Below are 25,626 nucleotides of genomic sequence, written 5' to 3'. Positions count from 1 at the left end.
AAAAAAAGACCTTAATTTCGCACCACACGCAGTCGCATAAATTGCTGGTCGCCGCTGACGTTCGCCGTGGCTGTGACCGTGCGTTTGCCATCGACCAGTGGCCCGTAGCTGAGTGTGACGCCTGTGCTTGTCCATGGACTGACTCCGTCGCCTAGAGTGGGGGAGATTTCCACGAAATACTGAATATCTGTTAGTGTGGTGTCCTCTTGGTAGCTCAATACTAATTGAGTGCCACCATTTTGTAGGCTGGCAGTTGGAAGCTGTGGATTGATTACCGTCGGGTCTTTTCCAAGCGCGTATTCGATCAAATTATCGATCCCATCAAAGTCGAAGTCCTCAGTCTCTCCGGTGTTCGCGATCGTATCGCCGAAAAACAAATTCCGCCAGTTGTCGTATGGTAAATCTTGGATAGTTAGTGATGCTTGCCCCGTGTCCACCGCATAATTTCCCGAGAGGGTGAGAGTGATGGTAAGCGTCTCATCTCCTTCGGCCAATCCATCACGGATCGCCGTCACAGGGATCGTGGTCAATTGCTGTCCGGCCGCGATGGTGGCAGTGCCTGTCAGTGACTGATAGTCCACCCCAGCAGTGGCCGAGCCGCTGAGCGTATAAGCTACCTGTAGGTCCGTAGCAGGGGGTGAGCTCGCGGTGATGGTGAATTCACCTTGGTTAGATACGTTGATTTCCTGGGCAAAGGCGTCGGAGGTAATCACTGAAAGTATAGGGACATTTCCCTCACAGCACTCGACACTGAGTAGGTTGATGTCGTCGATCTTCCAGCCGTTACTCAGAACGGATGAATCGTAGAAAGCACGCCAACGGATACGGATGTTTTTACCTTTGGCTGCTTCAGGCAGAGCGGCACTGGTGACGACGGCTTGACCCGAGTCGTTGGTCCAGGCTCCTCCTCCGCTCACAGTTCCGTTGTAGCCGTTTGCATTGAACGAACCACCAGCGGCTGTCCATTCCTGCCACGCTCCGTTTTCAATCTGGATCTGGAGACTGCCTCCGTCGTAGGTGTTTTCAAAATCATACAGATGGCGGAATGTAATGACTGGCTCTGGACCGTTTACGAAAAGCTCCGGAGTGACGAGGAAGGCTGTGTTGCTATTACTGCCGACGCTGAACACAGAGCGGCTGCCTCTGATGGGGGAGCTGCTGCTAACAGTCCATTGCGACGTCGAACCTCCATCTGCGGTAAATTCCGATGGCAATGAGGCGCTACTCTCAAAGTCTTCATCAAGCACAGCCGCAACAGATCCCAAGATCACAGACTGGCTGAATGTGCTGGTGCCCGCACCCGTATCCAAGACGAAATCGAGCATTTCCGAGCTGCCGCATGCGCCATCAATTTTAAACTGAAAGCTGACAGTGGTCGATGCCCCAACCGCAAGGCTCGAGAGAGTTTTGGTGCTGTCGTCCAAAGAGGTGAAGTTTGAACTTCCGCTAATAGTGACCATGGGGTTGGAAATAGTCGTAGCCCCCGTGTTGGTGACGGTGATCTGGGCTGTTACTGTTTCACCTGGATCCGATGCCTGGTTAGCAGGAGCACAGCCTTCTTGAGTCAGCTGGTAGTTTGATCCCGTCAAGGTAGTGGCTGGAGACATGTCCAGACTGAGAGAGTAAATCTGAGCGTTGTTATTGGCCGAGTTATTTTCGCCTCCGCCGGTAACTTCAATGAAGTAGTCTTCGCCAACTTGCGATAGCAGGAGGTTGTCGATTTTTTCTCCAGCACCAATCGCAGCGGTGTTAGCGGTCGCCAAAACAGTGGTTCCGTCTGACGCGAGGATACGCACGGCTAGGTTCTGTCTGATGCGGGGATCGAAGAGGGTGCCGCTGCTACACGAGCTACCCACCTGCTCGCCTTCCAGGTATTCATTCTGCGCAGTGGGCGTGACACGGAGATTGAGGCGTTTGCCAGAGCCGACATTGAATTTATACACATCGACATCGCCCGTGTATGAGATGGAAAGTTGGTCGGCCTGATAGCTTTCATTAACCGTTCCCAGCTGACGGGCAGTCGCGGTTGTGTCATTGTGCTTGCTGTTCGTGCCGCGCTCCATGGCGTCTCCGTAGAGGCCGTGTCCAGTCAGTATGTCATCGAATTGCACCCCGGAGTAGGATGTCGTCACAGTCGGTTCCATCAGCTTGGTCCGGTTGATTGGGCAAACGTGCGCCATGCCTAGGCCGTGGCCGTGCTCATGGGCGATGACATTACGAAAGCGTCTCTTTGTGGTATTGCTGTTGGTGAAATTTGAGCTGTCGTCGGTATCGATGACCATATCACCCACATCCGGGTAATAGTTGAAGGCCAGGGTGTTAGAGTTGCCATCGATTCTCATGCCGCCAATGCGAACGTCTCCGCGCACCCCCAGAATTCCCCGGCTGACGATCGAGTTGAAGTTCCTGACCTGTGCCCCGTCGTCATTGGGTTCATAGACATAAGTGTTTCCGGTCACATCGGCCCAGTAGTTGAAGGCGGTTTCGAATAACTCGAACCACGGAGCGTCCTCATAGTCACCCGTCGGAGATGTCCCATAGGTGGAGTTGAGTTTGGCGATGAGATTACTGGTGCCGGTTGTGTTGCTTTGACCTGGGATGGTTGTTCCGTCCGGCACAAAGCTCCATGTGATCGTCACGGGTGTGCCTTCTGAGCCGGTATTCCCGTCGGTGGCGGTTGAACTCCAGCGATCGACTCCACGTAACGCAGTTTGAGGTTCGCTTTCGGAGTTTTCTGCGATGGCGAGGAAACGCACTTTTTCAAACACCGACTGAACAACAGGCTGCGTGTCCGGTGCCCAGCAAAGATTGGGTAACGCTCTGGTTTTCGCCTGCTGTGCAAAATCTGCGTAGAGGATTAATCGATCAATTTGCTCTTCGTCCAGTTGCTCGAACTCTGTGTAGCTGATGGATCGGGTCAGATGCTTGAGACCACGCTGGGAAATGGGATGGTTATTTTCAAGGTGGCGAACGACTACCTCGGGCCAGCTTTTGCTGTTCTGATCAGCGATCAATAGGTCGACTTTGACATCTTGAGCGTGATCATGGCTACAAGCAGCTTTGCCATTGTGGTGTGTGGCACGAGGTAGATCACCGATTGAATTGGCTGCCTTGGGCGTCTGGGATGGACGTACAGAAGCGCTGGCAGGGCGATGACCTGTAGGCGCTGGATCAAGCTTGTCAGAGCTTGTGACGATCCACACAGCGGCAGCTAACGTAGCCACGGCCGAGGAAATACATAAGGTTTTCATGAATAGGACTGTTGAATGATTCAGACAGGGGTTCTATTCAGGTGGGAGGTATTGACTATGTAATTTATTCCAAGGGCTATCAATATTTATTTCCAACGTAGCTTAAACATACGTTTTTACATGGTCCGCCATTAACCACGGCATACCAGAGCCTTGGGCAACGGCAAATAGCGGTCTAACTCCGTAAATGCTCCACTGCCTCGCGAATGTCTTCGAGGGTGACTTTAGACGACACCTCAGCCGCACCAGGCTCAGTCAGGAGCACGAACTTAATATGCCCACCGGTGAATTTTTTATCCCGGCTGAGCTTATCCATGACTTTGTCAGTAGGAATGCTGTCAGGAAGCGTTAACGGGAGTTGGAAATTTTCTAACAAGCTAAGGATGCGTTGGCTCTGTTCGGCAGGAAAGCCATTGATTTTCTCAGAGAGGAAAAGCGCAGCTCGGATGCCGAGTGAGATCGCTTCACCGTGAAGCATCTCGCCGTAAGGTAAGGATGCTTCGATGCCGTGACCGATGGTGTGGCCGAAATTCAGCAGCGCACGCACGCCAGAGGTTTCCTGTTCGTCTTCCTCCACTACACGGGCTTTGATTGCCAAGTTCCTTGCTAACAGATCGGCGGACGGGTGCTGATCGGATGGGTCGAGAGCAGCGAGATCGTCGATCATTGCGGCATCGCGGATGGCGGCATGTTTAATCGCCTCAGCATAGCCTTCACGGTATTCGCGTCCGGGGAGCGTATCGAGTGTTAGAGGGTCGACGATGACCAGCCGTGGTTGGTGGAAGCAGCCGATCAAATTTTTGCCCTCAGAAGCATTGACGCCTGTTTTTCCCCCGGCAGAGCTATCGACTTGAGAGACGATGGTAGTCGGGATTTGAACGAAAGGAATTCCTCGGTAGAAAATAGCCGCTACGAAGCCAGCCAGATCACCGACAACTCCACCTCCCAGCGCAATGATAAACGAGCCGCGGTCATGTCCGGCCCGGTTCATTTCGCCACAAACTTCAGCAGCAACCAGCATGGATTTACTGGCTTCTCCCGCGCGGACTGTGTGCAGGCTGGCGTCCTCGAACTGAGACATCAGCTTTTCAGCATAATGTGCTGCTACGTTAGAGTCCGTGATGATCGCGGCCTTGCCTTTGAGACCAGTAGCCGCGATCAGCTCTCCGGCTTTATCTAACAACCCGTCTTCAACGAGAATGTCATAGGATCGGTCGGCGAGGTTAACGTGGACGGTGGGCATGGGTTTGGTGTGGCATGACCGTCACGGTCATGATTGAAATTCTGGGTAATACACCCACTAGGCTAATGAATTAGGTCAGGCTGTGCTTTGTTCGATCACGAGCGAGGTGCTCATGCCACAGTTACTTGCTCTGCTCAAGCATCTTCAAAAGGGGTGCCTCGGCACGTTTTCTAACATCCTCAGGAAGGTTGACTTGAGGTTCCAGTTTGTCCAAGCAGTCACGAAGTTTCTGCATGGTGTTCATCTTCATGTAACGACAGTCGTTGCACGCACAGCGATCGGTGGGTCCTGGGATGAGATTCTTATCCGGAGCTTCTTTCTGCAGGCGGTGAAGCATACCGCTTTCAGTCACCACAATGATATTTTTGACTGGGGCATTTTTGCAGAAATCGACCATTTTTTCAGTCGAACAAACTTCATCGGCAAGAAGTCTAACAGCCGTGGTGCACTCAGGGTGAGCGACGACGAGTGCGTCTGGGTATTCGGCTTTGATTTTATTGATGGAGTCACGGGTGAATTCGACGTGCACATAACAAGCGCCCTGCCAGAGGTCCATCTTGCGACCTGTCTGCTCCATCACCCAAGCGCCGAGGTTGGCGTCGGGGACAAAGAGGATGGGGCGATCGGCGGGTGCTTTATTCACGATCTTCACGGCATTGCCCGAGGTGCAGATGACGTCGCAAAGTGCTTTCACCCCTGCGGAGCAATTGATGTAGGCGATGACGTAGTAGTTCTTGTCCTTATTGTCGTTGATGTATTTCTCGAGTGCGTCAGCAGGGCAGGATTCTTCCAGTGAGCAGCCAGCGTCCTTATCGGGTAAGACGACCGTCTTGTTCGGGTTCACAATCTTGGCAGTTTCGGCCATGAAGTGCACACCGCAGAAGGCAATAACATCGGCATCAGTCTCTTGGGCACGGTAGGCGAGGCCAAGGGAGTCTCCGACGTAATCGGCAATATCCTGAATGTCACCGGTCTGGTAATTGTGGGCCAGAATCACGGCATTGCGTTCTTTTTTCAAACGCAGAATGTCTTCGCGAAGATCGAGAGAAGTGATGGACATGTTTTAAGAGTCCAGAGTTCAGACTCCAGAGTCAAGAAGAAGGTGATGTGAGGGCTCTGGAACTCCGTGATTTTGATGATCTATGATCGATGCTTCATGATACCGTACCTCGGAATTACTCATACCGATGCTCCGGACACCTCATTGCCCAATCGACATGCGGCCGTTGTGGCGTGCGCCTTCTTCCACAGACATGGTTGCCACTTTGATATCGCCGGTAAGGGTCGCTTTTTTCTTCAGAACGAGTTTTCCTGAACATTCGAAATGTCCCGTGGCGATGCCATCGATAATGGCGTCTTCGCAGTGGACGGGGTTGGCAAATTCGACCTCGGCTCTTTTCTCGATGATAAGTCGCTTGCAGCGTACTCGGCCCATGATTTTACCGTGACTGCGAATGGTGAAATCACCCGAGCAGTCGACTCCGCCGGTGAAATCTCCGTGAGTTGTTAGGTGGTGGCAGTGGATGGTGATACCAGTGACGGCGGCTTTCTTGTGAATCACGACATTGCCACGAGTTTGAATTCGGCGGTTCCAGTTGCTGTGAATCTCATAGTCCTTCAGCGCGATGTAGGCACCACACGCTGGGCATAGCGTGGAGCTTGCTTCAGCGGGGGCTTGGTGGACTTTGGCGCATTCGAAACAGGAGACGTCGCGTGGCTTTTCCTTGGTATGGATGAAGCCAGCGCTGGCGGCTGCCTTTTGCAGTAGACCGGTAGGAGCCGGTTTTGGTTTCGGCTTGGCAAAGGGAAAGGGGGGCGATGTTTTAGCCGCCTTGTCAGATTCGTCGTTCTGATGGGGCTCTTTCTTATCTTTGACCTCTTCCTTCTGCTCCTGATCTTCGTCTGAGCGTGGTCGCAGTTTAGGGGCTTGACCATCGCTCTTGAGATTAGCGAACGGATTTGACGGGGCTACCTTGTTAGGAAGAGCCTTGCCCTCGACAATTTTATAATGCGTGCCGCACCCACGGCAATAGGTCGAGACGGCCATCCGCGACTCATTTTGCTCAAATGCACAATCCGGACATGTTAGCCGGATGATGTTTTTATTGGTGTTAGACTCTTTGGACGAGTCGTCTTTTTTCTTGGAAAAAAATGCCATGGTGGGTGATCGGCGGGAGCGGGGCTATTCGAGAGAGTGTTAGGAGTCGTAATGTCTGGTGGGGGAGTGATAAAAAGCCCACTCGCTGGCGAACCTGCGGTGGGCTTTGGGACGAAAGTTGATTGAATCCGTTATGTTGTTAGGAAGCTGTAGCCATCTTGGAGCCCTTTTGATCACCACCCTTGTTAGGTGTGTTTGAGCTGCTCTGCTGAGGTGCGGCACTTGGTGTTCCGACGGTGGACTTACCTACGAAGATCGCACCTGGTTCGATGGAAAGGGAAGCAGCCTTGATGTCGCCTACGAGTTCAGCATTGGCTTTCAGTTCAACCTTGTCGGTGACTTCAATGTTTCCGTGAACTTTACCGTAGATGATCACGGAACGAGTTTTGATTTCAGCTCTGATACGAGCATTTTCGCCCACGGTCAGAGATCCGTCAGAGTTGATGTGACCTTCGATTTTACCGTCGACTACAAGATCGTTGGAAAACTTAATGGTGCCCTTAATTTCTACGTCTGAACTCAGCACGTTGCGGCCACTAGGGGCTGGTGAGTTTGAACGAGAAGGAGCAGGAGCGCTGCTCGAGCTGCTCGGCGCCGGCGCTGATGAAGGAGCGCTGGTGCGGGTGTCGTTATTGGCGGAGCCGGTGGATGGAGCGGCTGAATCTGGCTTTTGTCCTATTACTTTTTGGAACACGGTGGATAGTTATGGTTGCTATGTGAATAAGTCGCAAAACGAGATATGCTTTGCAAGGTAAATTTTAAAAACTTTGGTAAAGTTTTATTGGCTAAACGGATGTCGGTGCGATGTCGTTTTTAAGCGCTAAGGCACTATCGAACGATATCAGCATTTGTCAAACCCGAGGGCCGTCTTCTGGATTTTGCTCAGACTTGGAAGGCTTGTTTTTGTCAGCTTCCTCATCCGGGGCTTCTGCTGGGGCATCTTCGGGTTGCTCATCAGCTTCCGGCTGCTCTGCGGGAGCGTCGGGAGCTTCCAGAGGGGGGAGCGTGGAGCCGGCTTCAGGAGATGCTGGAGGTAATGGTAAGCCTGGAGTCGGAAGACCTGGAGCAGCTGGGGGTGCCGGTGGCACAGCTGGATCTGGAGCGGTAGGTTTGATCTTGGTGGGTGGCACCGCGTTGACCAAGTCGAGACGGCTCTTGGCGGTATCGGCAAAAGTATTGCCTTGGCCGGTGTTGTCGGCTGTGGCTTTCTGATACCAGTTCTTGGCCTCGTCGTTTTTGCCAGCGGCCTTGGCGATGTCGCCCAAGGTAATGATGGCAAGAGGTGAGATGTAGGATGCTGTGTCGTCGTTGGCGACTTCAGTCAGGACGGTGGTAGCTTCATCCGTTTTACCCTGTTCCAGAAGTCTAAGGCCGAGGCTGACTTTGGCCGTGGCCGAGGCAGGATGATCAGAGTGGTCCGCGAGAAAGTCTTGGAGTGTTTTGATGGCATCCGCTTGTGAATCCTCCCATTGTGCGCCGGCGAGCAGTAACTGCGCACTGACAGCTGCTTTGCTGCCTGGCCATTCTTTGATCACGTCTTGGTATCCGCCAACGCTTTCGGCAGCATTCAGAGCAGAGCCGGCGGCTTCGTGCTTGGAGCGTTCCACTCCGGCGTAGATGACGTAGCCAATCACGCCGAGGGCGATGACAATAGCTCCGATCACCAGCTTGGCGGTGTGTTTGTCCAGAAATTGGTCGAGCTTGCTGGGACCGTGGTCGATTTCTGCTATGGGTGTAGGTGTTTCAGCCATGATATTATACTTCGCGCGGGGTGATAACCGAGGATGCGGGGGATGGCAATGGAATTTAGCATTTAGCATTTATCATTTACGATTTGTCGGATAGATCAACCGGCGTGAAGGATAATGACATGGACTCAGGATTGAGAATGAAATCAGATACAGGCCCTCTCTACGGAATTCTCGATACAGGGTATGTCGAAAAACAGGATCTCTTGAGAGTGGCGGAAGCTTTGTTGGCCGGCGGCGTTGCCATCCTGCAGTTGCGTGCAAAAGGTCACGACTCGGCGGCGGTTCTTTCCATGTTTCAAGATACGCTGACCGATCTTCCCCGGATGTGCCGAGAGGCTGGTGTGCCACTGATCATCAATGACTTTCCCGAAGTGGCTCTCGCGATAGGTGCCGATGGTGTCCATATCGGGCAAGACGACGGATCACTGAGTCAGGTCAGGGCTACTGTAGGGGATGGTATGATCGTGGGAAGATCGACGCACTCTCTGCAGCAGGCGAAGGATGCTCTAGCCGAGGGCTTCGATTACATCGGATTCGGGCCATTGTTTCCAACGCCCACTAAACAGGGCCGACCAGGAATTGGCCTGGAGAATATTGCCGAGGTTGAAAAAAATGTGGGCTCGCACATTCCAGTCTTCTGTATTGGCGGAATCAAACCTGACAATCTTGAATTGGTTCTTGCCTCAGGTGCCCGCCGCGTGGTCATTGTCTCCGCGCTGCTCCAAGCACAGGATATAGAAAATGCCACGCGCAGCGTGCTCAAGACACTGACCACCGATCTCTAACACCATACCTCATCCTACACATGTCCATCATCATCGGCGGAACCATCGCCATCGACAACGTCTCTACTCCCTCCGCAGCCGCTGAAAATCTTCTGGGTGGCTCTGCTGCCTATGCGTCGCTCGCAGCCAGCTATTATACCAAACCCGCGCACCTCGTCGGAGTGGTCGGCCACGATTACCCGGAAGAGCACCTCGAAATGCTCAAAAGCCATGGGGTGGACCTCACGGGCGTCGAGCGTTCCGATAGTGAGTCCTTCACATGGACCGGCGAATATCATGAGAACATGAACGATCGCACAACGCACCGTGTCGGTCTCAATGTTCTGGAAAGCTGGAAAGTGAATGTGCCGTCCGAGATTGCCAATAGCCGCATCGTCGTGCCCGCGAACATGTCTCCTGACAATCAGATCGAAATGCTCGACCAGTGCACCGCGGCTGAGAAATTTGTCGTCGCTGACACCATGGACCTGTGGATTGAAATCGCTAATGACCGACTGCACGAGGTCCTCAAACGCATTGATCTGTTAGTGATCAATGAGTCCGAAGCCCGTGATTTTGCCGGCACCAGCAACCTCATTTTAGCCGGTGAGTTACTGCTGGAAAAAGGCCCTCGCTACGTAGTCATCAAGCTAGGTGAGTTTGGAGCCATTCTTTTTGGGCCTGACAATTCCATGTTCCGTTTCCACGCCTGGCCACTGCGTGAAATAGTGGATCCCACCGGTGCTGGTGACACTTTCCTCGGAGCTATGGCCGGATACCTCGCCGACCAGGGCGGGGTTGATTTCAGTTTTGAGCAAATCAGGGACGCTATTTTACGCGGCTCGGTGCTGGCCAGTTTCACCTGTGAGGACTTCTCCACTCGCCGACTGGAAACAGTCACTGAGCAGGAAATTCAAGATCGCCTCGAAGGGCTCAGAGTCATCAGTAATTGGGCCTAGTTTTCCGATGTCATAGGAAAACATTGCCTTTGGTCGTATGGGTAAACTGGCGTAGTTACCAAGTATGCCCTACTGTTGACGTCGTGGACAGACAGGGCGATAGGCTAAATCATGCTAGATCAAGCGTTAAGATCACATTAAGAGAAGATTTTTTAGGCTGTGTTTTTTTCAGTTATTTGGCTTTCCAAGTTGACATCCACCCAATGAAAAAGCAGATTGTCACCGATCGGCAGCATGAATTGCCGTGATGGCGAGTAGGTCAGAGTTAAAACTTTGTAAGAAGTTAGAGGCTCTAAACCAAGCTCCAACAAGCACTAAGACCCTAACATCACACCTCACTGGTTCAATTCAGCCGGTATACATCTAAAAAACACGACTATGAAAAACACCACGATCACCACTCTGGCTGCCTTGCTTATCGGCTCGGCAAGTGCCTTCGCGCAGGATTCTGCGTTTACCAAGCCCGCAGGCTTTGTGTCTCACACGCTAAAAGCGGGGCAATTTAACCTTGTAGGCCTTACCCTTCATCAACCGGTGGTTGTGTCAGGTGAGCTTGACGATGTGAATGGGCAAGTGCTGGGTGATGATGAAGTGAATTTTGGAACTAGCTTGGAGGCTGGAAAAACTTATATTCTAGAAATTACAGAAGCTAGTGATTCAACGTTAGTGGGGACCATCCAGGAAGTCACCGTGTGGAATAATAATGAGATGACGACTCCTCAGGATTTGGACGCTCAAGGTTTGGTATCTGGTGATAAATATCAACTTAGGGCCGCCGCTACCATTTCAGACGTGTTTGGAGCTGCTAACTCAGCTGGGCTTTTACCTACTGACGAATTTAAAGCCGACGAGGCAGACTTAATCTATGTTCCAAATGGAGCCGGTTTTGACACTTATTTTTACTCAGATCTAACTGGCGCAACTGGATGGTTCAAGAGCGACTTCTCACCAGCAGACAACACTCCAATACCATACATGGATTCGATCTTGATCTTGAGAAGAGCAGCAACAGACCTCAAGCTTGTAGTAACAGGCTCAGTTAAGACTGTAGCAGCAACATTAGCTTTGGGAGCTGGTCAATTTAACTACGTGTCAGCCACATTTCCTGTTGGATCAACACTGGGTAACTCGGGGCTTGAAGCAAATTTGACTGCCACAGATGAATTTAAGGCAGATGAAGCTGACATAGTGTATATGCCAAATGGCACAGGTGGATACGATACTTACTTCTACTCAAACCTCGCAACTGCACCGGGCTGGTTCAAATCTGATTTCTCACCTGCCACGAATGTAGAAATCAAACCTGGAATCATTATTCTAAGAAGAGGAGCAGCTGTGAACGCTACTGTTAATCCTCCATCTACATACAACAATCTGTAATGCAGTATAAGTAACTGAAGAACTAGACAGTAAGTTTATAATAATTTAATATGAAAATCAATATTTTAGCAGTGATGTTTGCTCTCGGCTCAGTAGCACAAGGAGCTACTTACACAGTTGGCAACAGTTCACTTGGGTTCGATGCCAATGGAGTTACAGACAATGCTGGTAATCTTCTTTCGGGGAGTCAGGGATCGGCAGCATTTGGTTTCTTTGATTCAGACGCTGATGTCACCACTGCGACCTCTGCAGCAGATCTACTAGACGCATCTTGGCATATCTTTGGCGACTCAGAATCCAATTTTAATGCAAGTACTCCTCCGGTTAATTCTCAGGGACTTTTTCAGAGCCAAGGGTCGGAGGTTGCAGATTTGTCTGACTTTTCTGATCAGTCGATATACCTTGTGATTGGCAAAGGTGCGACTTTGGCTGCATCTACTGAGTTCCTTGTCTACAAGTTTAACGAGACTTTCGGTAGTGCATCAGAGGAGCCGATCAACTCAACTCTAACTTTTGATGCTGATACAATTACAATAGCGAACTTATTGGTTGGTGGAATTGGAGGGGATAGAGCTGTCTCACCCCTTGACCCAACACCGCAAGCCTCTTTTTTCACTGCTGAACTTGTCCCAGAACCATCCTCCACCGCCCTTCTTGGTCTTGGTGGTCTTGCTCTGATTCTTCGCCGCCGCCGCTAGGTCCGGTAGTTTAGATCAAAACAATTTCAACGGAGTCCCGCTTATAGGGGCTCCGTTTTTTTTGCTTATGCTTGTGTGGGCATCGGGAGTCTTTTTTCATCTGTGTGCGAAAATCCTGCTTGATTCGGCTCTGCGGCCAGCTAGTTTGCGCGCGAGCGAGGAGCTGCAAACGTTCCTTGCCACAAATGTAGATGAGGGGTTTCTCCTCAAAGCTTACATGTGAAGGAGGGATGGCTGAGTGGTCGAAGGCGCTCGATTCGAAATCGAGTGTGGCAGTGATGTCACCGTGGGTTCGAATCCCACTCCCTCTGCCACCCTTCGCCAAGGCTTCGGGTGGCTCGGCCTTTTTGTTTAGGCGCATGGGAGTGTCATTTAAAGCTTACTGTAAGAATGGAGTTAGCGAAGGGTGCCCTTCGTAGCCTTGGCGAAGTAGGGCGGGGAGTGGTATTCTCGCTACTGCCATGTATTATGTATATTTACTTCGGAGTGTAGCTCAACCCAGTCAACGCTATATTGGATTTACCAAGGACTTGAGGACTCGCCTTAAAGATCATAACGAGGGCAAAAACGTTTCTACCAGGCCATTTAAACCATGGAGGCTAGAAACCTATCTGGCATTTTCGACGAAGTGGAATTTGAAGCGTATTTAAAATCGGGCTCTGGATTTGCATTTGCGAACAAGCGGTTGTGGTCCTGACTGATCACTCAAACACGTATCTTTTACCTCGCACCGAAACTTCTGGTGGGGTTTTCTTTTCCTCAAACCAGTCGTAGCCTTCCTTCAAATTGAGCCAGAAGTCGTACCACTTGGATCCTGTTTCCTTGCTGAGTCGAGCCTCTGACATCTGGAAGGGAAAGACGTGAACGCGGAAGTAGCGTTGCCCGTTTTCCAGAGCCGTTGTGCACAGGGTGTAGATTTCTTCGACGAGATAATCCGTCATGGCAAAGCAACCGATGGAAACACGGTTTCCGTGCACCATGATAAAAGAGCCGGTCCGACCCTGCGCTTGGTCATAGGCATTGGGGTAGCCGATGTTGAAAGCCAAGTGGAAGGTGCTGTCGGGCTTCATGTTAGAGCGATCAACAGAATAGAATCCCTCTGGAGCTTGCCGATCACCTTCCGCCAGTTTCGGCCCCAAATCGCCGGACATGGCAGCGATGGGCCATGTTCTGAAATGTCGAAACTTTCCACTTTCCCGATGCTTGATCCAGATTTCAAGCTCACGGCTTTCTTTGAAAATACGGACAAAGACAGGATCGCCAAGTTTCAGATCTTTCTCTGCAAGAGCGGATGCGAGGCGCGGCGAGCGGCGTTTGACAGTATCCTGTTCCCTCAGCATTCCATCTTGATATTCATCGTCGCTGAGTTGGCTGATGTGATCCATAGGAATGCTGGGTGCGCGCACGTGAATACCATACCACAAGAACCCGCCAAGAGCGGAGGCGGTGCAAAGTGTGGCGATGAGAAGAATGCGCATGGGATTAGTGGAGACAAAACATTTTTACCATTGGAATATAGGTAGAAAAAATTACTCTCAAGTGCGTGAGCAATCTAGCAAGGAATACGACGCTTGGCATCCTGATATTACTTTCAGCTTTGTCGATCTCATGTCAGTTAGTGCCTTCAACGAGTTCTTCATGGCAGGTCAATAAATCACTGTATCGTGAGGCCGACCCCACCAAAACACGGATAGAGGTATCGATCTGGGATCAAAAAGCATGGCTTCTGGATGAACAGGGCAGGGTGATCCTCAAAACCAATGTCTCCACTGGCGTTCCCGGACATGAAACTCCCACCGGCGAGCACAAGGTGGTGGAAAAGCTGGAGCACAAGCGATCTAACAAATACGGTAAGTTTGTCGACGCGAAGACAGGCAAGGTCATCGTGGAGAAAAACTGGCTGCATGAGGGGCCTCCACCGGAGGGAAGTGTTTATGAAGGCACGGACATGCCCTACTGGATGCGTCTGACCTGGGATGGTATAGGCATGCACGTCGGTAAATTTCCTACTCACACCCGCTGCAGTTTTGGCTGTATCCGCGTTTACCACAAAGCCCAGCCACTTATCTACCGGAAGACTCGCGTAGGAACACGGGTTAGCATTTCGGAAGGCAGCTTGCTCAAGAGCATGGCCAAGAAGGAGGATTTTTCTTGGATCAACTACTAACAAATAATTTATGAACGCAATAGGTATCATCGGAGGCAGCGGCCTTTACGAAATTGAGGGGTTTGAACAAACCGAGGAACGTATCGTGGAGACACCATTTGGAGCACCTTCTGATGCGTTGATCGGCGGCGAGATGAATGGTCGACAAGTCTGGTTCCTACCCCGCCACGGGCGTGGTCACCGCTTGTTACCACACGAGATAAATCATCGGGCAAATATCTGGGCGCTGCGCAGTCTCGGTGTCCGCTGGCTGATCTGTGTGACCGCCGTTGGAAGCCTGAAAGAGGTGTATGAACCGCGGCACATCGTTTTACCCGATCAGTATTTCGATCGGACGAGCCGCCGTGATCAGCATACTTTTTTTGGCAATGGTATCGTGGCCCATATTGGCTTTGGTGACCCTGTTAGTTCTGGTCTCAGATCGATTTTGGCATATGCGTCCCGCGCTGAGGACTGCGTTGTCCACGATGGTGGCACTTACGTCAATATGGACGGCCCGGCATTTTCCACCCGTGCGGAGAGTGAGGCGAACCGACAGTTGGGATTTGATATCATCGGCATGACCAATCTGCCTGAGGCCAAGCTGGCCAGAGAAGCTGAAATCGCGCTGGCGACACTCGGGATGATCACGGATTACGACTGCTGGCACGAAAGCGAAGAGGATGTCAGTGTGCAAACTGTGATCGGCCACCTCATGGCGAACTCGGCGAAGGCGAAAAAGATCGTTGCTCGAGCGATTGACCAAATTCCATCGACGCCGGATTGGCCGGAGCATGAGGCACTGGCTCCCGCGCTAATGACGCCCAAAGAGTTATGGCCAGAAGAGACGGTCAATAATCTCCAGCCGATCTTGGAGAAGTATCTCTAGCAGTAACACCATCGCTATGTGCTTAAGCAATAGCTTGGCAGCTTAGGGAACTTGTGTATTATCAAGTCATGTCGCGCAATACGATGTATGCCATTATCGCTCTGTTGCTTGTAGTCATCCTCGGAGCTGCAGGCGGATACTGGGCGGTGAAAAAAATCCGAGCTAAGCAGAATCAAGAGTTTCGCTACGAAGGAAAACTGACCGTTGTCAAAGAAGGTGTGGACCCTGAGACCTTTAAAATGGCTGTTCTAACGGGCGATACCTTGGATGAAACCATTGAAAAACACAATCTGGTCGCTCAATGGAAACTTGCTGATGCCGAGGCCGCCAAGGCCAAAATCAAAGAGAAGTTCATTGTGAAAGTGAGCGGTCTGGAAGTCACTTTGAGCTATCAAGACAAAGACCAAGCGCTTGCCAAAGACATTTTGGGAACTCTGATGGATTCCTTCTACAAGAGGCAAAAGGCCATGCGCGGGGGCGCTCCTGTTAGTCAGTAAGAGCGTTCCAGATCATGATCCGGGCACTTCCTCACAGGGCTGCTTAGATAGACCCGATTACACTGTCGCGCTGGTAGCGGACTTTTGGTATCTCAGCGTATTTATCTTCAGCGGAACGATAGCCCAGTGCGCATCCCACGGTAGTCAGGTAGCCGCCGTCTTGCAGCCCTAACACTCGATCATATTCTGCAGGAAGGATGCCCTCCATCGGGCAGGCATCGATACCTAACACGGCTGCAGATGCCATTAACTGACCAAGGGCGATATAGACTTGGTGTTTTGCCCAAGCGATGGTGTCACGCTCGTCCATATTGGCCAGGAAACCACGCATCATACCGGCATATCCATCCAGACTTTCTCTTTCGACTCCGCGAATTTCAACAAGGCGGTCTAGCCAGACATCGATATCATCGTTGCCCACCTTGGCTTTCGCGCACAGCACCACCATGTGTGAGCAATCGGCTACCTGTCGTTGGTTCCACGAGTGGATCATCAGCTCGTCTTTGATCTTTTGATCCGTCACGGTGATGAATTTCCAAGGCTGCAGGCCAAAGGAGGAGGGGGTAAGGATCAGGGATTGCTCAATCGCGTCCCAAGTCTCGTTGGGGATCGTCTTTTCGGCATCAAATTCCTTGGTGGCGTAGCGCCAGTTCAGGCTGTGTAGAAGTTCTTCAGGTGTCATATAAAACAATGGGTATGAGCGGGTGGATAGGGCGGGAGCAAAGTCCTACTCGTTATCAACCGAAAGGGGCAAGCGCACGCGAGGGAAATCCTTGAGCGTGAAGTTCAGCATCAGACCGTATTCGGTGTTGTCGTTACGGTTATCGCGCATCAGTAGGCCAACGGATGCTGTCCAGCTGTCAAAGTCGTGGTGCAGGGTAAGCTGCTGCACCTCCAAGGTGCTGTCATCGAGCTCCCAGCGTTGGTAGAAGCCAATACCCCAAGCTTCACTGAGACGGGCGTATGCGCGAATATCGACTCGGTCACTGTCCTGAAGGATCGGGTGGTTATTTAGCTGGCGGTAGCCGACGCTGAGTTCCAACGAGTCCGTCGGTAGGAAGGTGGCGCGGGTGGAAACCTCACGGAATCCTGATCCTCCTCCTGCGATGGGGAACTGAGTTTCCAGGTTCAGTCTCATCCATGGCAGTGGCTGCCAGATGATATCGTTATAGAGATTGGAAAAATCACGGTTCAACTCCGGATCGTTCATAAACACGTCCATGTAGGTGTTCATGCTCAACCATTCGTGAGTGTCCCCATCACGCTTGGTGAGTAGGCGGTTGCGCATGCCCAGACGGATGATCGACCAGTCGCTGAGATCGTCCACTGCAGTAAAGCGGCCAACCTCCAGCGGACGAGGGCGTGTGGAGGGTGTCAGAGTCTCGATTCTGCCGAATGATCCATCCAGCTCATTGGTGGATAGCTGTGAGAAGTTAGCATATGGTTGAAACACGTGCAGAAGGCCATCGATTCCCCACTCAGGTTTAACGAAGTCTGGGTAAGCCTTGGAGAATTTCATCGAGAGATCCACTCCGGCTGAAAAATGAGTGCGGCTGAACGGGCTGTCGTTACCATCAATGTTCCAGTAGCGGGTGTGACCAAAGCCGACACGTGGCACGATGGCTATATCTCCACCATGGTTCAGCGGAGCACTGAATTCGTGGAAGGTGTGGAAACGAGCGTAGCCACGGTCGTCTAGCAGACGATTGATTTCATCCAGTCTGGGATCGCCGGGAAGCAGTGAGTCCGCTTCTGCTTGGAGGTTGTTTTCAAAGAAATCAGCAAGGTGCTCGCGGTAAATGCCAAGTGATGTCTGCCCCTCGTGTAGGATAGGGGACTCACCGATCGGGCTTTTGATTTGATCGAGGAAAATTTCAGGGAGGCGAGTATCGGTCTGATAAAACTGATTCAGACGAAGCCTGGTGTAGAGACCGGCGAGGATTTTGGAGTTACGATGGTAGACTCCGATTTCGTTGTCGGGGTTGGGATCGATTTTGAATGTGCCGGGCTCGAAGTCCTCAAGGAAAAATCGATCGCTCAGTGCGGTGATGTCAAAGTCGAGATAGGTCCGGCTGTCGTCGTTCTCTTGTAGATCAATGCGGTGCTTGAGTTCGAATTTCCAGCGGTCTTCATTGACAAATCCTCGAGGCTCGGAGGAGCGCTCTAGCGACGGATCCCAGTCGTTGAGATAGTACATTTTCACCCAGCCGAGGTTGTCGTTGTCTTTGAGCCTGGTATCAAAGAGGTCAAGACCCGTGCCGATACCGCGTCGGCTGCGGAGATCGAGATGCCATCGGGAAAGCAGCCAAGCACCATCGCGCTCGCCAGTATCCTCGTCGACCTCACCACCTAGCATGATGCCGTATGTGTTGAGCAGGTAGAGACCCCAGTTGCTTTTTGCACCGGGAAGGAAGTGATAACCTAGTTCGGCATCGAGAGGTTGGGAAAGGTAGGGGAGCCAGAAGATAGGAGTTTCACCGGCGTAGAGGCGGAGGTTATTAAAGACAACTTTTTCACCTGGGTAAATTGTGGTGCGGTCTGATCGCATCCAGAAGTTCGGCTTTTCTACATCGTGGGTAGTGATACCGGCGTTTTCCCCCACATAGGCTTTTCTGCCATCGTGGTCTTCTAACTGGAAACTGTCTGATTCTAGCAGGATCGGTCCAAGCCTGCTGGCGAGACCTTTGGTTTCCAAAACTCGGGTGCCGTAGTTGTAAACGGCGTGGTCACCGCGATGGAGGGTGGGGCCTTGGTAGATACTGACATTGCCGTAGAGATTAACGATTTTCTTTTTGGCATCCAAGATTACCCGGTCGGCAAAGAGATGGATGCCGGGGGCTACCGAGCCGTCAGGATTCTTGGCAACGGGCTGAAGGATGGCGACATCACCTTTGAGAGTGGCCTTTTCCGCTTTTGCGTCCACCAGCACATGGTTGGCTTTCAGGACGAGGCCGTTGTCACTTTCTACAACAACCTTACCCTGGAACAGGTAGGTCCCTTTTTCGGGATCGAATTCCAGTTTGCCATCAGAGGTGAGTTTGATGCTGTCCGGCATTTCTGGCATGCTGCCGAAATTACCGCCAAATCCACCGTCAAAGTCTGGTTCAGCAGGGTTTACACCTGGTCCGAGAAGGTCTCCTGCGTCAGCCGCATCAGGCTGTTTCTGCTTCTCCGGCAGGTCTTGTGCCGACAGTTCTGTAGTGTGCGAGAGGCACAGTAAACATAGGGGGAGAAAGATACTTGATCCGGAACGCCTCATCGCAGGCACTGTGACTGAAGTGGGCCTACTTAGTAAAGAGCAAAGACGGGTGGGAGTTCACGGAAGTCGTGACATATCACGGTCTGCTCTAACGAACATTGGGAGCGTCCGTGTAATCGTTGGTCTCCAAGTGAGGTTGGCGCGGTTGGGTCAACGATTTCATTTGGGCTACGGCCATGGTTTTGCTCAGATTCAAGAGGTAACTTTTCCCAATCGGCTTCAGTGCCAGTAGCACCCAGCCAATAAGCAGCCTGAAAAATGATTTCCGGACCTTGGACTTTTTCTTCTTCCTAGAGCCTTTGAGCATGAGCGTCGCCGCCAATCCTGAGACCAGTGCGCCGTAGAATACTTGCTTCGGTTTTTTATCGATCAGTCTGCGAAATTGCTTTTTAACCTGTAGCTTCTCCTTCAGCTCGGCGCGACCTAAGTCGATCATCTGGCGGGAATCTGCGAGTTGGGCGACAAGTGCCTGCTTACGAAGAGCTATTTGTTCTTTCTTAGCCATTGTTTGTCGTTTTCCAGTTCCTGACGGGTCAGCTCGAATAATGGTGCGGCCGGTTTTTTCCGGATCAAAATCACACAGATCAATGCCACGATGGCATGAATAATAGCCAGAGCGAATATAACGGCGCACCAACCGGGCAGCCATGCCACTTTATCAGCCAGCCATTTGCCTGCGATCGGTGCCAATACTCCGGTGAGTCCTGCTAGAACCAAGCACCAGATGAAAAATCCGCAAAGCGCGAGAATGACGCCGTGCACGACCTTGCTTGCAGCAAAACCGGCAGCCTCCTTGGCCTCGATACTGGCGAGTTCGACTCGGGCGGCGACAAAGCCGGACAGAGCTTGTTTCATCTCACCGACTGTTCCTCTGGAGTTTACGCCCTCGGGAGTGGCGGAAAATGAGATCTTCCTAGTTGGCTGATCGGGTCGTGATGGTTCGGCCATGGATGATGGGGGCGTAATACGAAAACGGCGGAAAAGGGATTAAACGGGAAGATGGCTAACAGTCAATGGTCTTTATAGAACCATTGTTCAGTGTGTTTCACCCAAATTGTTAGTTTTCAGCCAAGAACCAGTATGTTGACGTCAGGATTCGCTATCTCCGTATTCTGATAGACTCCCTAGCAGCAAAAAACTGGCCATGCAGATAGCACGGCTCAGTTTCTTGAAGTGAGGGAATAAGGGGAGACGCTATCGGCGTACGATTACGCCGAGGACAAATCCAATACCAAGTGCTGTGAGAACGGCTTTGGTGGGATTTTGACGGATGTATTCTTCGGTGTCAGCGTGGACTTCGCGCGCCTTGACCTTGCCGTGTTGCATCTGCTCTCCGGCAGCTTGTTTCAATTGCTGTGCCTTGACGCTGGCTGTTTCCTTGACGTCATGCGCCTTGGTGCCTGCGAATTCGCGGAACTGCTGGGCCTTGTCGACAGCGGTCTGTTTGAGTTGCTGTGCTTTGGCTCCTGCGTCCTGAGCGATTTTCTTGGCTTTCTCGCCAGCGGCATTGCGAAGATCGTTAGCTGCTCCGTGCGATGCCGGAGTCTCGCTGAATGGTGAGTCTGAGGTGAAGTTGGGGTCTGCGTATGTTTCTTCCATGGTATTAATAGGTGAGTGGTTGTTTTTTGTTTGTTTAACAACCTTTGCGGCTGCTTTGGTTAGAACTCTGTGGTTCTGACGGTTTGTTATCGCGGGGTGACGTTTTGAATGTCTTTCGTATTCTTGCAAAACGTTAGGTGTTCCGCTCTTTAACTTAGCTTGGCACCTTTCCGCTCATAACGCAAGGAGGCGTGTGAGGAAAATGTGTCAAAATTTGAAATTTTACAAAAATGGATTCCCTGATTGCTCCCGACCGACCGTGGTTTCGAACCCATGACCTGGGAACACGCGGGTATTTTCCGGCAGGGTGAGAATTTTATTTCGGATACCATCCAGTAGCAGCTCTTGGTCCCCACCCGGAAGATCAGGACGACCAATACTGTCGGCAAACAAAGTGTCTCCCACGAATGCCAACATGGGGGATCCCTCGTTATCTGTTGCGTCGCCAATGATGAACACAATGCTGTCCGGAGAGTGCCCCGGCAGGTGTTCTACTCGGAATTGATAGCCGCCGGAATCTAGTGTCTTTGTGCCACCAAGAACATCGTCGACGGAATATGAGGGAACATCGATCGGGAGTCCCCATTGTGCCTTAAAGGTTTCGAGTGTCAGCTCTTGGGAATGTGGAGCATATGCACGCACACGAACACCTTTCGCCGCAAGACGGGCCACATCTTCAACATGATCGTAATGTTGGTGAGTCAGTAGAACCTCTTTGGGAAGCTCGCCTTCCTGCTCTAACCAATCGGTAACCCCCTTGGGTGCGTCAATCAGCACACAGTCCTCGCCTTCTCCTATTAGGTAGGCATTGGTCATGACCATGCCGCCGATGTATTTTCTTATCTTCATGTCTGCGGACGGAGCATGCCTTTGATGCCGCGTTCGGTCATGTTCTTTTTGTAACAAATCGCAGGGTCGCGAGTCATCTAAGTGGCTTCACTCGAACATGTTCTATATAACACTAATCTAATGAACAGTTTTTTGTTGACCTGAGAAAATGCATGAGGCATTATCCGGAAAACCAAAAACACCATTGTCATGAGCACCGCAACAGCTAAACCTAATTCCGCGACTAATAACGCGCCCGCCGCCGTAGCCACTTCCACAAGCGCTACCGCTACCCCAACCAGTAAAAAATCAACCGCTGCCGAGAAATCGGCGTCTAAAAAATCCATGGCTACCAAAAACTCGAATGCTGCCGATGATAAAATCGCAGCCGCCCGTAAAAAGAATCTCGATCTTGCTATTTCCCAAATTCAAAAAGACTTCGGTGAAACCGCCATCATGCGCTTAGGCGATGGCCACCGCGTCGATGTTGATGTCATTCCCACCGGCAACCTTCTTATTGACCGTGCGCTCGGTGTCGGTGGATTCCCCCGTGGTCGAATCGTCGAAATCTACGGACCGGAATCATCCGGTAAAACAACTCTGACACTCACCGTCATTGCGCAGGCTCAGAAAAAAGGAGGCCTCGCCGCCTTCATTGATGTAGAGCACGCACTTGACCCAGCCTACGCCGCCAAGCTTGGAGTCAATATCGATGATCTGTTAGTATCACAGCCCAACTCTGGTGAGGAAGCTCTGCAGATTTGCGAGACCTTGGTGCGCTCGAATGCGATCGACGTTGTCGTGCTCGACTCCGTAGCGGCCCTTGTCACCAAGCAAGAACTCGCGGGTGAAATCGGCGATAGCACTGTGGGCACCCAAGCCCGCCTGATGAGTGCGGCGATGCGGAAGCTCACCGCCTTCATTTCCAAGGCACGCACGACATGTATCTTCACCAACCAAATTCGTGAAAAAATCGGCGTTATGTTCGGTAATCCGGAAACCACCCCCGGTGGCCGCGCTCTCAAGTTCTTCGCGTCTGTGCGAGTGGATATTCGCCGGATTGGTCAGATCAAAGCCACTGATGGTAATGTTACCGGTAGTCGTACCCGTATCAAAGTCGTCAAAAACAAAGTCGCAGCTCCCTTCAAAGAGGCGGAGTTCGATATCATGTATAACGAAGGTATTTCCTCGGTCGGCTCCATGCTGGATCTAGCCCTGGAATTTGACATCGTTCAGAAACGTGGCAGCTGGTTCAGCTACTCAGGTAACCAACTTGCACAAGGACGAGATGCCGCCAAGATCGCTCTAAACGATGATGCAGCACTCTACGAAGAAATCGAAACCAAGGTGAAGGAGGCGATGTCAGCTGACAATGCCTAGGTTGTTAGGGGAGAAGCTCATTGTGAGCTATCCTCTACCTGCTCGGATATTTAGAAACTAGTCAGTTTTATCAGCCCGTTTGTTGGTGAACCACGTTCCGCGTGATACCAGCAGACGGGTTTTTTGTAGTCTGGAGCAGAAGGGGATTTGTGTTTTCGATGCTTTGTAGATTGGCTGGATCTCCATTTTTAGGTGGCGTGCAGCGACCAGTAATTATGGAGTGAGTGATTAGTTAGACCGACGAGACAGTGTCGTGTTAACCGTGACGAAGTCGCTATCAGCGAATTCACCGCCAAGAGGCTCAATTAGTATCGAGCTACGAATTTAAAACAGTTGGCATCCATAGAAGCCTGTAGCTTCACATTGAAGATCACTGTCTGAATATGTTGGGGAACGCTGCAGCCAAAGCCTGGATCGTCACGAAGTAGGCGACGACTGCAACTAAGCCAATGACAATAGCCACTGCGTAGGTCACCGCAGAACATCCCTTCTTCTTGAGGATCGTCATGGACACCGAGTAAGCTAAGGCACCGTAGATTCCACCTAGTAAACCTCCAAGTGCAACAAGGGCGATAGGCCATCCAGCAATGGCATGAGCATACCAAGGTAGCTTAATGTCAAGTGCGGGAGGTTTTTCTTGGTCGGGCATAATTGTAAACTAATGTGGAACCATAAGAGGTTATCATTCGTTCAATTCGACATCAATCCGAAAGAAGCGCTCATCACCTGAGAGTGTTAGCGATAGGGTGACGAGTTCATAATCATCATTGATTGAGCTTGTCTGTGTGTTGTTGATGAGTGCGGAAGCATCAGTGAAGCTGCCATTCTCGAGAGTGGTGGATGATTCTAAACTGTAAGTGATTGCGCGTTGAGTGAAGTCTTTGCGTCTGACAAACGAGAATGTGTGCCCACTGCCAGTATTGGTGTAGGTGGGTAGTAAGCTAACCGTTGTTCCAGCTACCTGACGGGAAGGAACGGTAGGGTCTCCGCCAAAGACGTATTCAAGGAGATTGCCTACACCGTCCATGTCATCATCACCAGATGCAGACTTATCAACGAGATTCGCCGTCCAGCTGATAAAAGACTCGATGACTTCTAGGTTGAAATTCTGAGTTGTCGAAGGTCCGAGTGGAGTCTGGTCTGATGAATAAGTGACCGTGTGGACCTTGGTGCCAGGGGTAGGGAATGTCAGGGTTAGGGTGTAATCTGTATCGTTCCCGGAATCGATTTTGGCGCGTCTTGCCCTGGTCTCTGTAGCCGAAGATTCATCAAACCAAGCCGATCCACTAGCACCAGTGACGATGGACCCATCAGGGAACATGTTAATTAATTTAACATTCTCAGAAATAATAGCCCCTGTGTTGTTCAGATTGAGCTCAAGACTGAAAGCGTGTCCGGCTCGGATGACTGAACTTGGAGGAGAATGAGTAAGGGTTAAGGTTGTGCTGCCCGGAATGGCCTTGGTCATGCGGTAGCCATCGACCTCCATGACGTCATTTAACTTATCGACGTAGTGCGGGACGAAGTTGGCAAAGTTGACGTAACCTGTTGTCACAGGTGGCCCTATTGGGGGATTTGTAGTAACCGTTGCCAGAACACTGTTCACCCCAATGATGGCAGCAGTTCCATTCTGATCAATAAATACCGGGCTGCCTGAATCTCGCTGTTCATAGTAAGCCTCATCGTTTCCTCCCGAGGCGATAGTGTATGGCATGCTGATGACACGGGTATCATTGATACCACTATCTGTTATCGTCGCGGTCGTTTGAGATGCACCTCTAGCAGGTTTGCCAAGTAGAATCACCGCACGGTTTAGATATTGGCTTTCATTAGGCAGGTTGAGGTATGGATGGAATCCAATGCCATGAGAGGAAGGAATAGGTTGATTGAATTTTCCGATAAAGAGATCTGAGGATGTATCATCGTCTATCGGAATAAACACCCTATCAGCTACCGTGTAATCTCGGATAATGTTATCTAAGGAAAGGAAGCGTAACACATTACCTGCTCCGGGAGATGCATGACTAGCCCCTATGTAGTGCATCGGAGAGACCATCGTAAACTGATAATCTGTGTTTCCTGGCGGTGTCCACCATCCCACACCAGTCAGGTTAAACCCTGCGTGCATGAATTGTAAGTTATGAGTTGGTGCTGTGGGGAAATTCAGAAAACGGTCGTGCCGATCCGGATCATACACCCGAATAGCCAGCGCATCCACAGATCCAAGACTGAGCGGCCAAATTATAAGAGAGCGGATTAGTGTGTGTAGTGACATAGTGAATGCTAAACAATGCCATCTCTGGTATGATGTTCAAGTGCATTCAGCTGATTATCATGCTAACCAAATTAAATTTAGTCGTAATAGATTACGGAAGCATGTGCTCTCGAAACTTGGCATCAGGCAAGGAACAGCTTTCTTTTCCAAATTTCAAGCGATGTCGGTGCCGTGCGATGAACTGATATGCCGGTGACTTGATCCATCTGGGCAACCAGTGGAGTGGCCAGAAAATCTTGAAAATTCCACCTGTTAGATAAAGCGACCGTAGAATAGCATCAGCACCGCGCCAATGCATTTGCCTGTCTGAGCCATAATATTCTGTGAGAACGGCAGCACCTGATGCCTGATTGTTTGTATCCTCGAGTTGTCGCCAAGCTTCTGGAAGAATACGGGCGGTTTCTCCCTGTAGCGGCGCAAAGTGTAACCGACCGCGTTTATCCAGTCGATGCAGCATTGTCGCGGATTGCTGGCAAAACATACAATCTCCATCAAGAAATAGAATGTTATTTGGCGATTGGTCGGATGGGCTCATGTTCGATATTGTGA

General features: G+C 51.1%; 25 protein-coding genes and 1 tRNA gene. 10 read left to right on the top strand and 16 right to left on the bottom strand.

What is annotated here, in order from left to right; all coding sequences use genetic code 11:
- Positions 1–11: 11 nt before the first annotated feature.
- The 6 genes from ACSPJT_RS05840 to ACSPJT_RS05815 form a co-directional block, all read right to left on the bottom strand.
- Positions 12–3,251 carry a matrixin family metalloprotease gene (locus ACSPJT_RS05840; protein WP_435895429.1) on the bottom strand — a complete coding sequence of 1,080 codons (3,240 nt, stop codon included), beginning with the start codon at positions 3,249–3,251 and terminating at the stop codon, positions 12–14.
- A gap of 175 nt (positions 3,252–3,426) precedes the next feature.
- Positions 3,427–4,494 (bottom strand): 3-dehydroquinate synthase, encoded by a 1,068-nt coding sequence (aroB, locus tag ACSPJT_RS05835; protein ID WP_435895428.1) that lies wholly within the window; start codon positions 4,492–4,494, stop codon positions 3,427–3,429.
- A gap of 121 nt (positions 4,495–4,615) precedes the next feature.
- Positions 4,616–5,554, bottom strand: a complete 939-nt coding sequence (nadA, locus tag ACSPJT_RS05830; protein ID WP_435895427.1) for a quinolinate synthase NadA — start codon at positions 5,552–5,554, stop codon at positions 4,616–4,618.
- Between the two features lie 141 nt (positions 5,555–5,695).
- Positions 5,696–6,652, bottom strand: a complete 957-nt coding sequence (locus tag ACSPJT_RS05825; protein ID WP_435895426.1) for a polymer-forming cytoskeletal protein — start codon at positions 6,650–6,652, stop codon at positions 5,696–5,698.
- 139 nt (positions 6,653–6,791) lie between these two features.
- Positions 6,792–7,346: a bactofilin family protein gene (locus ACSPJT_RS05820; protein WP_435895425.1), complete on the bottom strand. Its 555-nt coding sequence runs from the start codon at positions 7,344–7,346 to the stop codon at positions 6,792–6,794.
- Positions 7,347–7,503: 157 nt separating this feature from the next.
- The gene (locus tag ACSPJT_RS05815) at positions 7,504–8,403 is read right to left on the bottom strand and encodes a YfgM family protein (RefSeq protein ID WP_435895424.1); all 900 of its coding nucleotides are present in this window, start codon (positions 8,401–8,403) and stop codon (positions 7,504–7,506) included.
- A gap of 137 nt (positions 8,404–8,540) precedes the next feature.
- Here ACSPJT_RS05815 and thiE point away from each other — a divergent pair, with 137 nt between their 5' ends.
- The 6 genes from thiE (at position 8,541) to ACSPJT_RS05785 (ending at position 12,854) form a co-directional block, all read left to right on the top strand.
- The gene (gene thiE / locus ACSPJT_RS05810; RefSeq protein WP_435895423.1) at positions 8,541–9,188 is read left to right on the top strand and encodes a thiamine phosphate synthase; all 648 of its coding nucleotides are present in this window, start codon (positions 8,541–8,543) and stop codon (positions 9,186–9,188) included.
- Between the two features lie 20 nt (positions 9,189–9,208).
- Complete coding sequence (locus ACSPJT_RS05805; protein ID WP_435895422.1) at positions 9,209–10,126, top strand: PfkB family carbohydrate kinase; 918 nt, start codon at positions 9,209–9,211, stop codon at positions 10,124–10,126.
- Positions 10,127–10,504: 378 nt separating this feature from the next.
- Positions 10,505–11,506: a hypothetical protein gene (locus ACSPJT_RS05800; RefSeq protein ID WP_435895421.1), complete on the top strand. Its 1,002-nt coding sequence runs from the start codon at positions 10,505–10,507 to the stop codon at positions 11,504–11,506.
- A 50-nt stretch (positions 11,507–11,556) separates the two neighbouring features.
- The gene (locus ACSPJT_RS05795; protein WP_435895420.1) at positions 11,557–12,204 is read left to right on the top strand and encodes a PEP-CTERM sorting domain-containing protein; all 648 of its coding nucleotides are present in this window, start codon (positions 11,557–11,559) and stop codon (positions 12,202–12,204) included.
- 224 nt (positions 12,205–12,428) lie between these two features.
- Positions 12,429–12,518, top strand: a tRNA-Ser gene (locus tag ACSPJT_RS05790).
- A 147-nt stretch (positions 12,519–12,665) separates the two neighbouring features.
- Entirely contained in the window at positions 12,666–12,854 is a 189-nt protein-coding gene (locus ACSPJT_RS05785; RefSeq protein WP_435895419.1) for a GIY-YIG nuclease family protein, read from the top strand.
- A gap of 51 nt (positions 12,855–12,905) precedes the next feature.
- Here ACSPJT_RS05785 and ACSPJT_RS05780 read toward each other — a convergent pair whose 3' ends face one another.
- Positions 12,906–13,682 (bottom strand): L,D-transpeptidase family protein, encoded by a 777-nt coding sequence (locus tag ACSPJT_RS05780; protein ID WP_435895418.1) that lies wholly within the window; start codon positions 13,680–13,682, stop codon positions 12,906–12,908.
- 65 nt (positions 13,683–13,747) lie between these two features.
- Between ACSPJT_RS05780 and ACSPJT_RS05775 the strand changes: the two genes are divergently transcribed.
- From ACSPJT_RS05775 to ACSPJT_RS05765, 3 genes are all read left to right on the top strand, one after another.
- Positions 13,748–14,371 carry a L,D-transpeptidase family protein gene (locus ACSPJT_RS05775; protein WP_435895417.1) on the top strand — a complete coding sequence of 208 codons (624 nt, stop codon included), beginning with the start codon at positions 13,748–13,750 and terminating at the stop codon, positions 14,369–14,371.
- A gap of 10 nt (positions 14,372–14,381) precedes the next feature.
- Entirely contained in the window at positions 14,382–15,239 is an 858-nt protein-coding gene (mtnP, locus tag ACSPJT_RS05770; protein WP_435895416.1) for an S-methyl-5'-thioadenosine phosphorylase, read from the top strand.
- A 68-nt stretch (positions 15,240–15,307) separates the two neighbouring features.
- Positions 15,308–15,736 carry a hypothetical protein gene (locus ACSPJT_RS05765; RefSeq protein ID WP_435895415.1) on the top strand — a complete coding sequence of 143 codons (429 nt, stop codon included), beginning with the start codon at positions 15,308–15,310 and terminating at the stop codon, positions 15,734–15,736.
- A gap of 43 nt (positions 15,737–15,779) precedes the next feature.
- Here ACSPJT_RS05765 and ACSPJT_RS05760 read toward each other — a convergent pair whose 3' ends face one another.
- The 6 genes from ACSPJT_RS05760 to ACSPJT_RS05735 form a co-directional block, all read right to left on the bottom strand.
- On the bottom strand, positions 15,780–16,418 hold the full coding sequence (locus ACSPJT_RS05760) for an NAD(P)H-dependent oxidoreductase (RefSeq protein WP_435895414.1): 639 nt from the start codon (positions 16,416–16,418) through the stop codon (positions 15,780–15,782).
- Positions 16,419–16,463: 45 nt separating this feature from the next.
- On the bottom strand, positions 16,464–18,995 hold the full coding sequence (locus tag ACSPJT_RS05755; RefSeq protein WP_435895413.1) for an LPS-assembly protein LptD: 2,532 nt from the start codon (positions 18,993–18,995) through the stop codon (positions 16,464–16,466).
- An 88-nt stretch (positions 18,996–19,083) separates the two neighbouring features.
- Positions 19,084–19,500 (bottom strand): hypothetical protein, encoded by a 417-nt coding sequence (locus tag ACSPJT_RS05750; protein WP_435895412.1) that lies wholly within the window; start codon positions 19,498–19,500, stop codon positions 19,084–19,086.
- The gene (locus ACSPJT_RS05745) at positions 19,479–19,943 is read right to left on the bottom strand and encodes a phage holin family protein (protein ID WP_435895411.1); all 465 of its coding nucleotides are present in this window, start codon (positions 19,941–19,943) and stop codon (positions 19,479–19,481) included. Before ACSPJT_RS05745 ends, ACSPJT_RS05750 begins: the two co-directional genes overlap by 22 nt.
- 246 nt (positions 19,944–20,189) lie before the next feature.
- Complete coding sequence (locus ACSPJT_RS05740; protein ID WP_435895410.1) at positions 20,190–20,594, bottom strand: DUF883 family protein; 405 nt, start codon at positions 20,592–20,594, stop codon at positions 20,190–20,192.
- Between the two features lie 222 nt (positions 20,595–20,816).
- Positions 20,817–21,443: an MBL fold metallo-hydrolase gene (locus tag ACSPJT_RS05735; RefSeq protein WP_435895409.1), complete on the bottom strand. Its 627-nt coding sequence runs from the start codon at positions 21,441–21,443 to the stop codon at positions 20,817–20,819.
- 324 nt (positions 21,444–21,767) lie between these two features.
- Between ACSPJT_RS05735 and recA the strand changes: the two genes are divergently transcribed.
- The gene (gene recA / locus ACSPJT_RS05730; protein ID WP_435896185.1) at positions 21,768–22,802 is read left to right on the top strand and encodes a recombinase RecA; all 1,035 of its coding nucleotides are present in this window, start codon (positions 21,768–21,770) and stop codon (positions 22,800–22,802) included.
- 370 nt (positions 22,803–23,172) lie between these two features.
- Here the strand turns inward: recA and ACSPJT_RS05725 are convergent, their stop codons facing one another.
- The 3 genes from ACSPJT_RS05725 to ACSPJT_RS05715 form a co-directional block, all read right to left on the bottom strand.
- A complete protein-coding gene (locus ACSPJT_RS05725) occupies positions 23,173–23,451 on the bottom strand; it encodes a hypothetical protein (protein ID WP_435895408.1) in 279 nt (92 codons plus the stop codon).
- A gap of 33 nt (positions 23,452–23,484) precedes the next feature.
- Entirely contained in the window at positions 23,485–25,077 is a 1,593-nt protein-coding gene (locus ACSPJT_RS05720) for a hypothetical protein (RefSeq protein WP_435895407.1), read from the bottom strand.
- 91 nt (positions 25,078–25,168) lie between these two features.
- Positions 25,169–25,612, bottom strand: coding sequence for a thiol-disulfide oxidoreductase DCC family protein (locus tag ACSPJT_RS05715; protein WP_435895406.1), 444 nt, complete (start codon positions 25,610–25,612; stop codon positions 25,169–25,171).
- Positions 25,613–25,626: the final 14 nt, after the last annotated feature.

Source organism: Oceaniferula spumae, assembly GCF_042849255.1.
In the GTDB taxonomy this organism is placed as follows: Bacteria; Verrucomicrobiota; Verrucomicrobiia; order Verrucomicrobiales; family Akkermansiaceae; genus Oceaniferula; species Oceaniferula spumae.
Note: the sequence above shows the minus strand (reverse complement) of the source record. Positions and strands in the feature narration are given on the sequence as shown.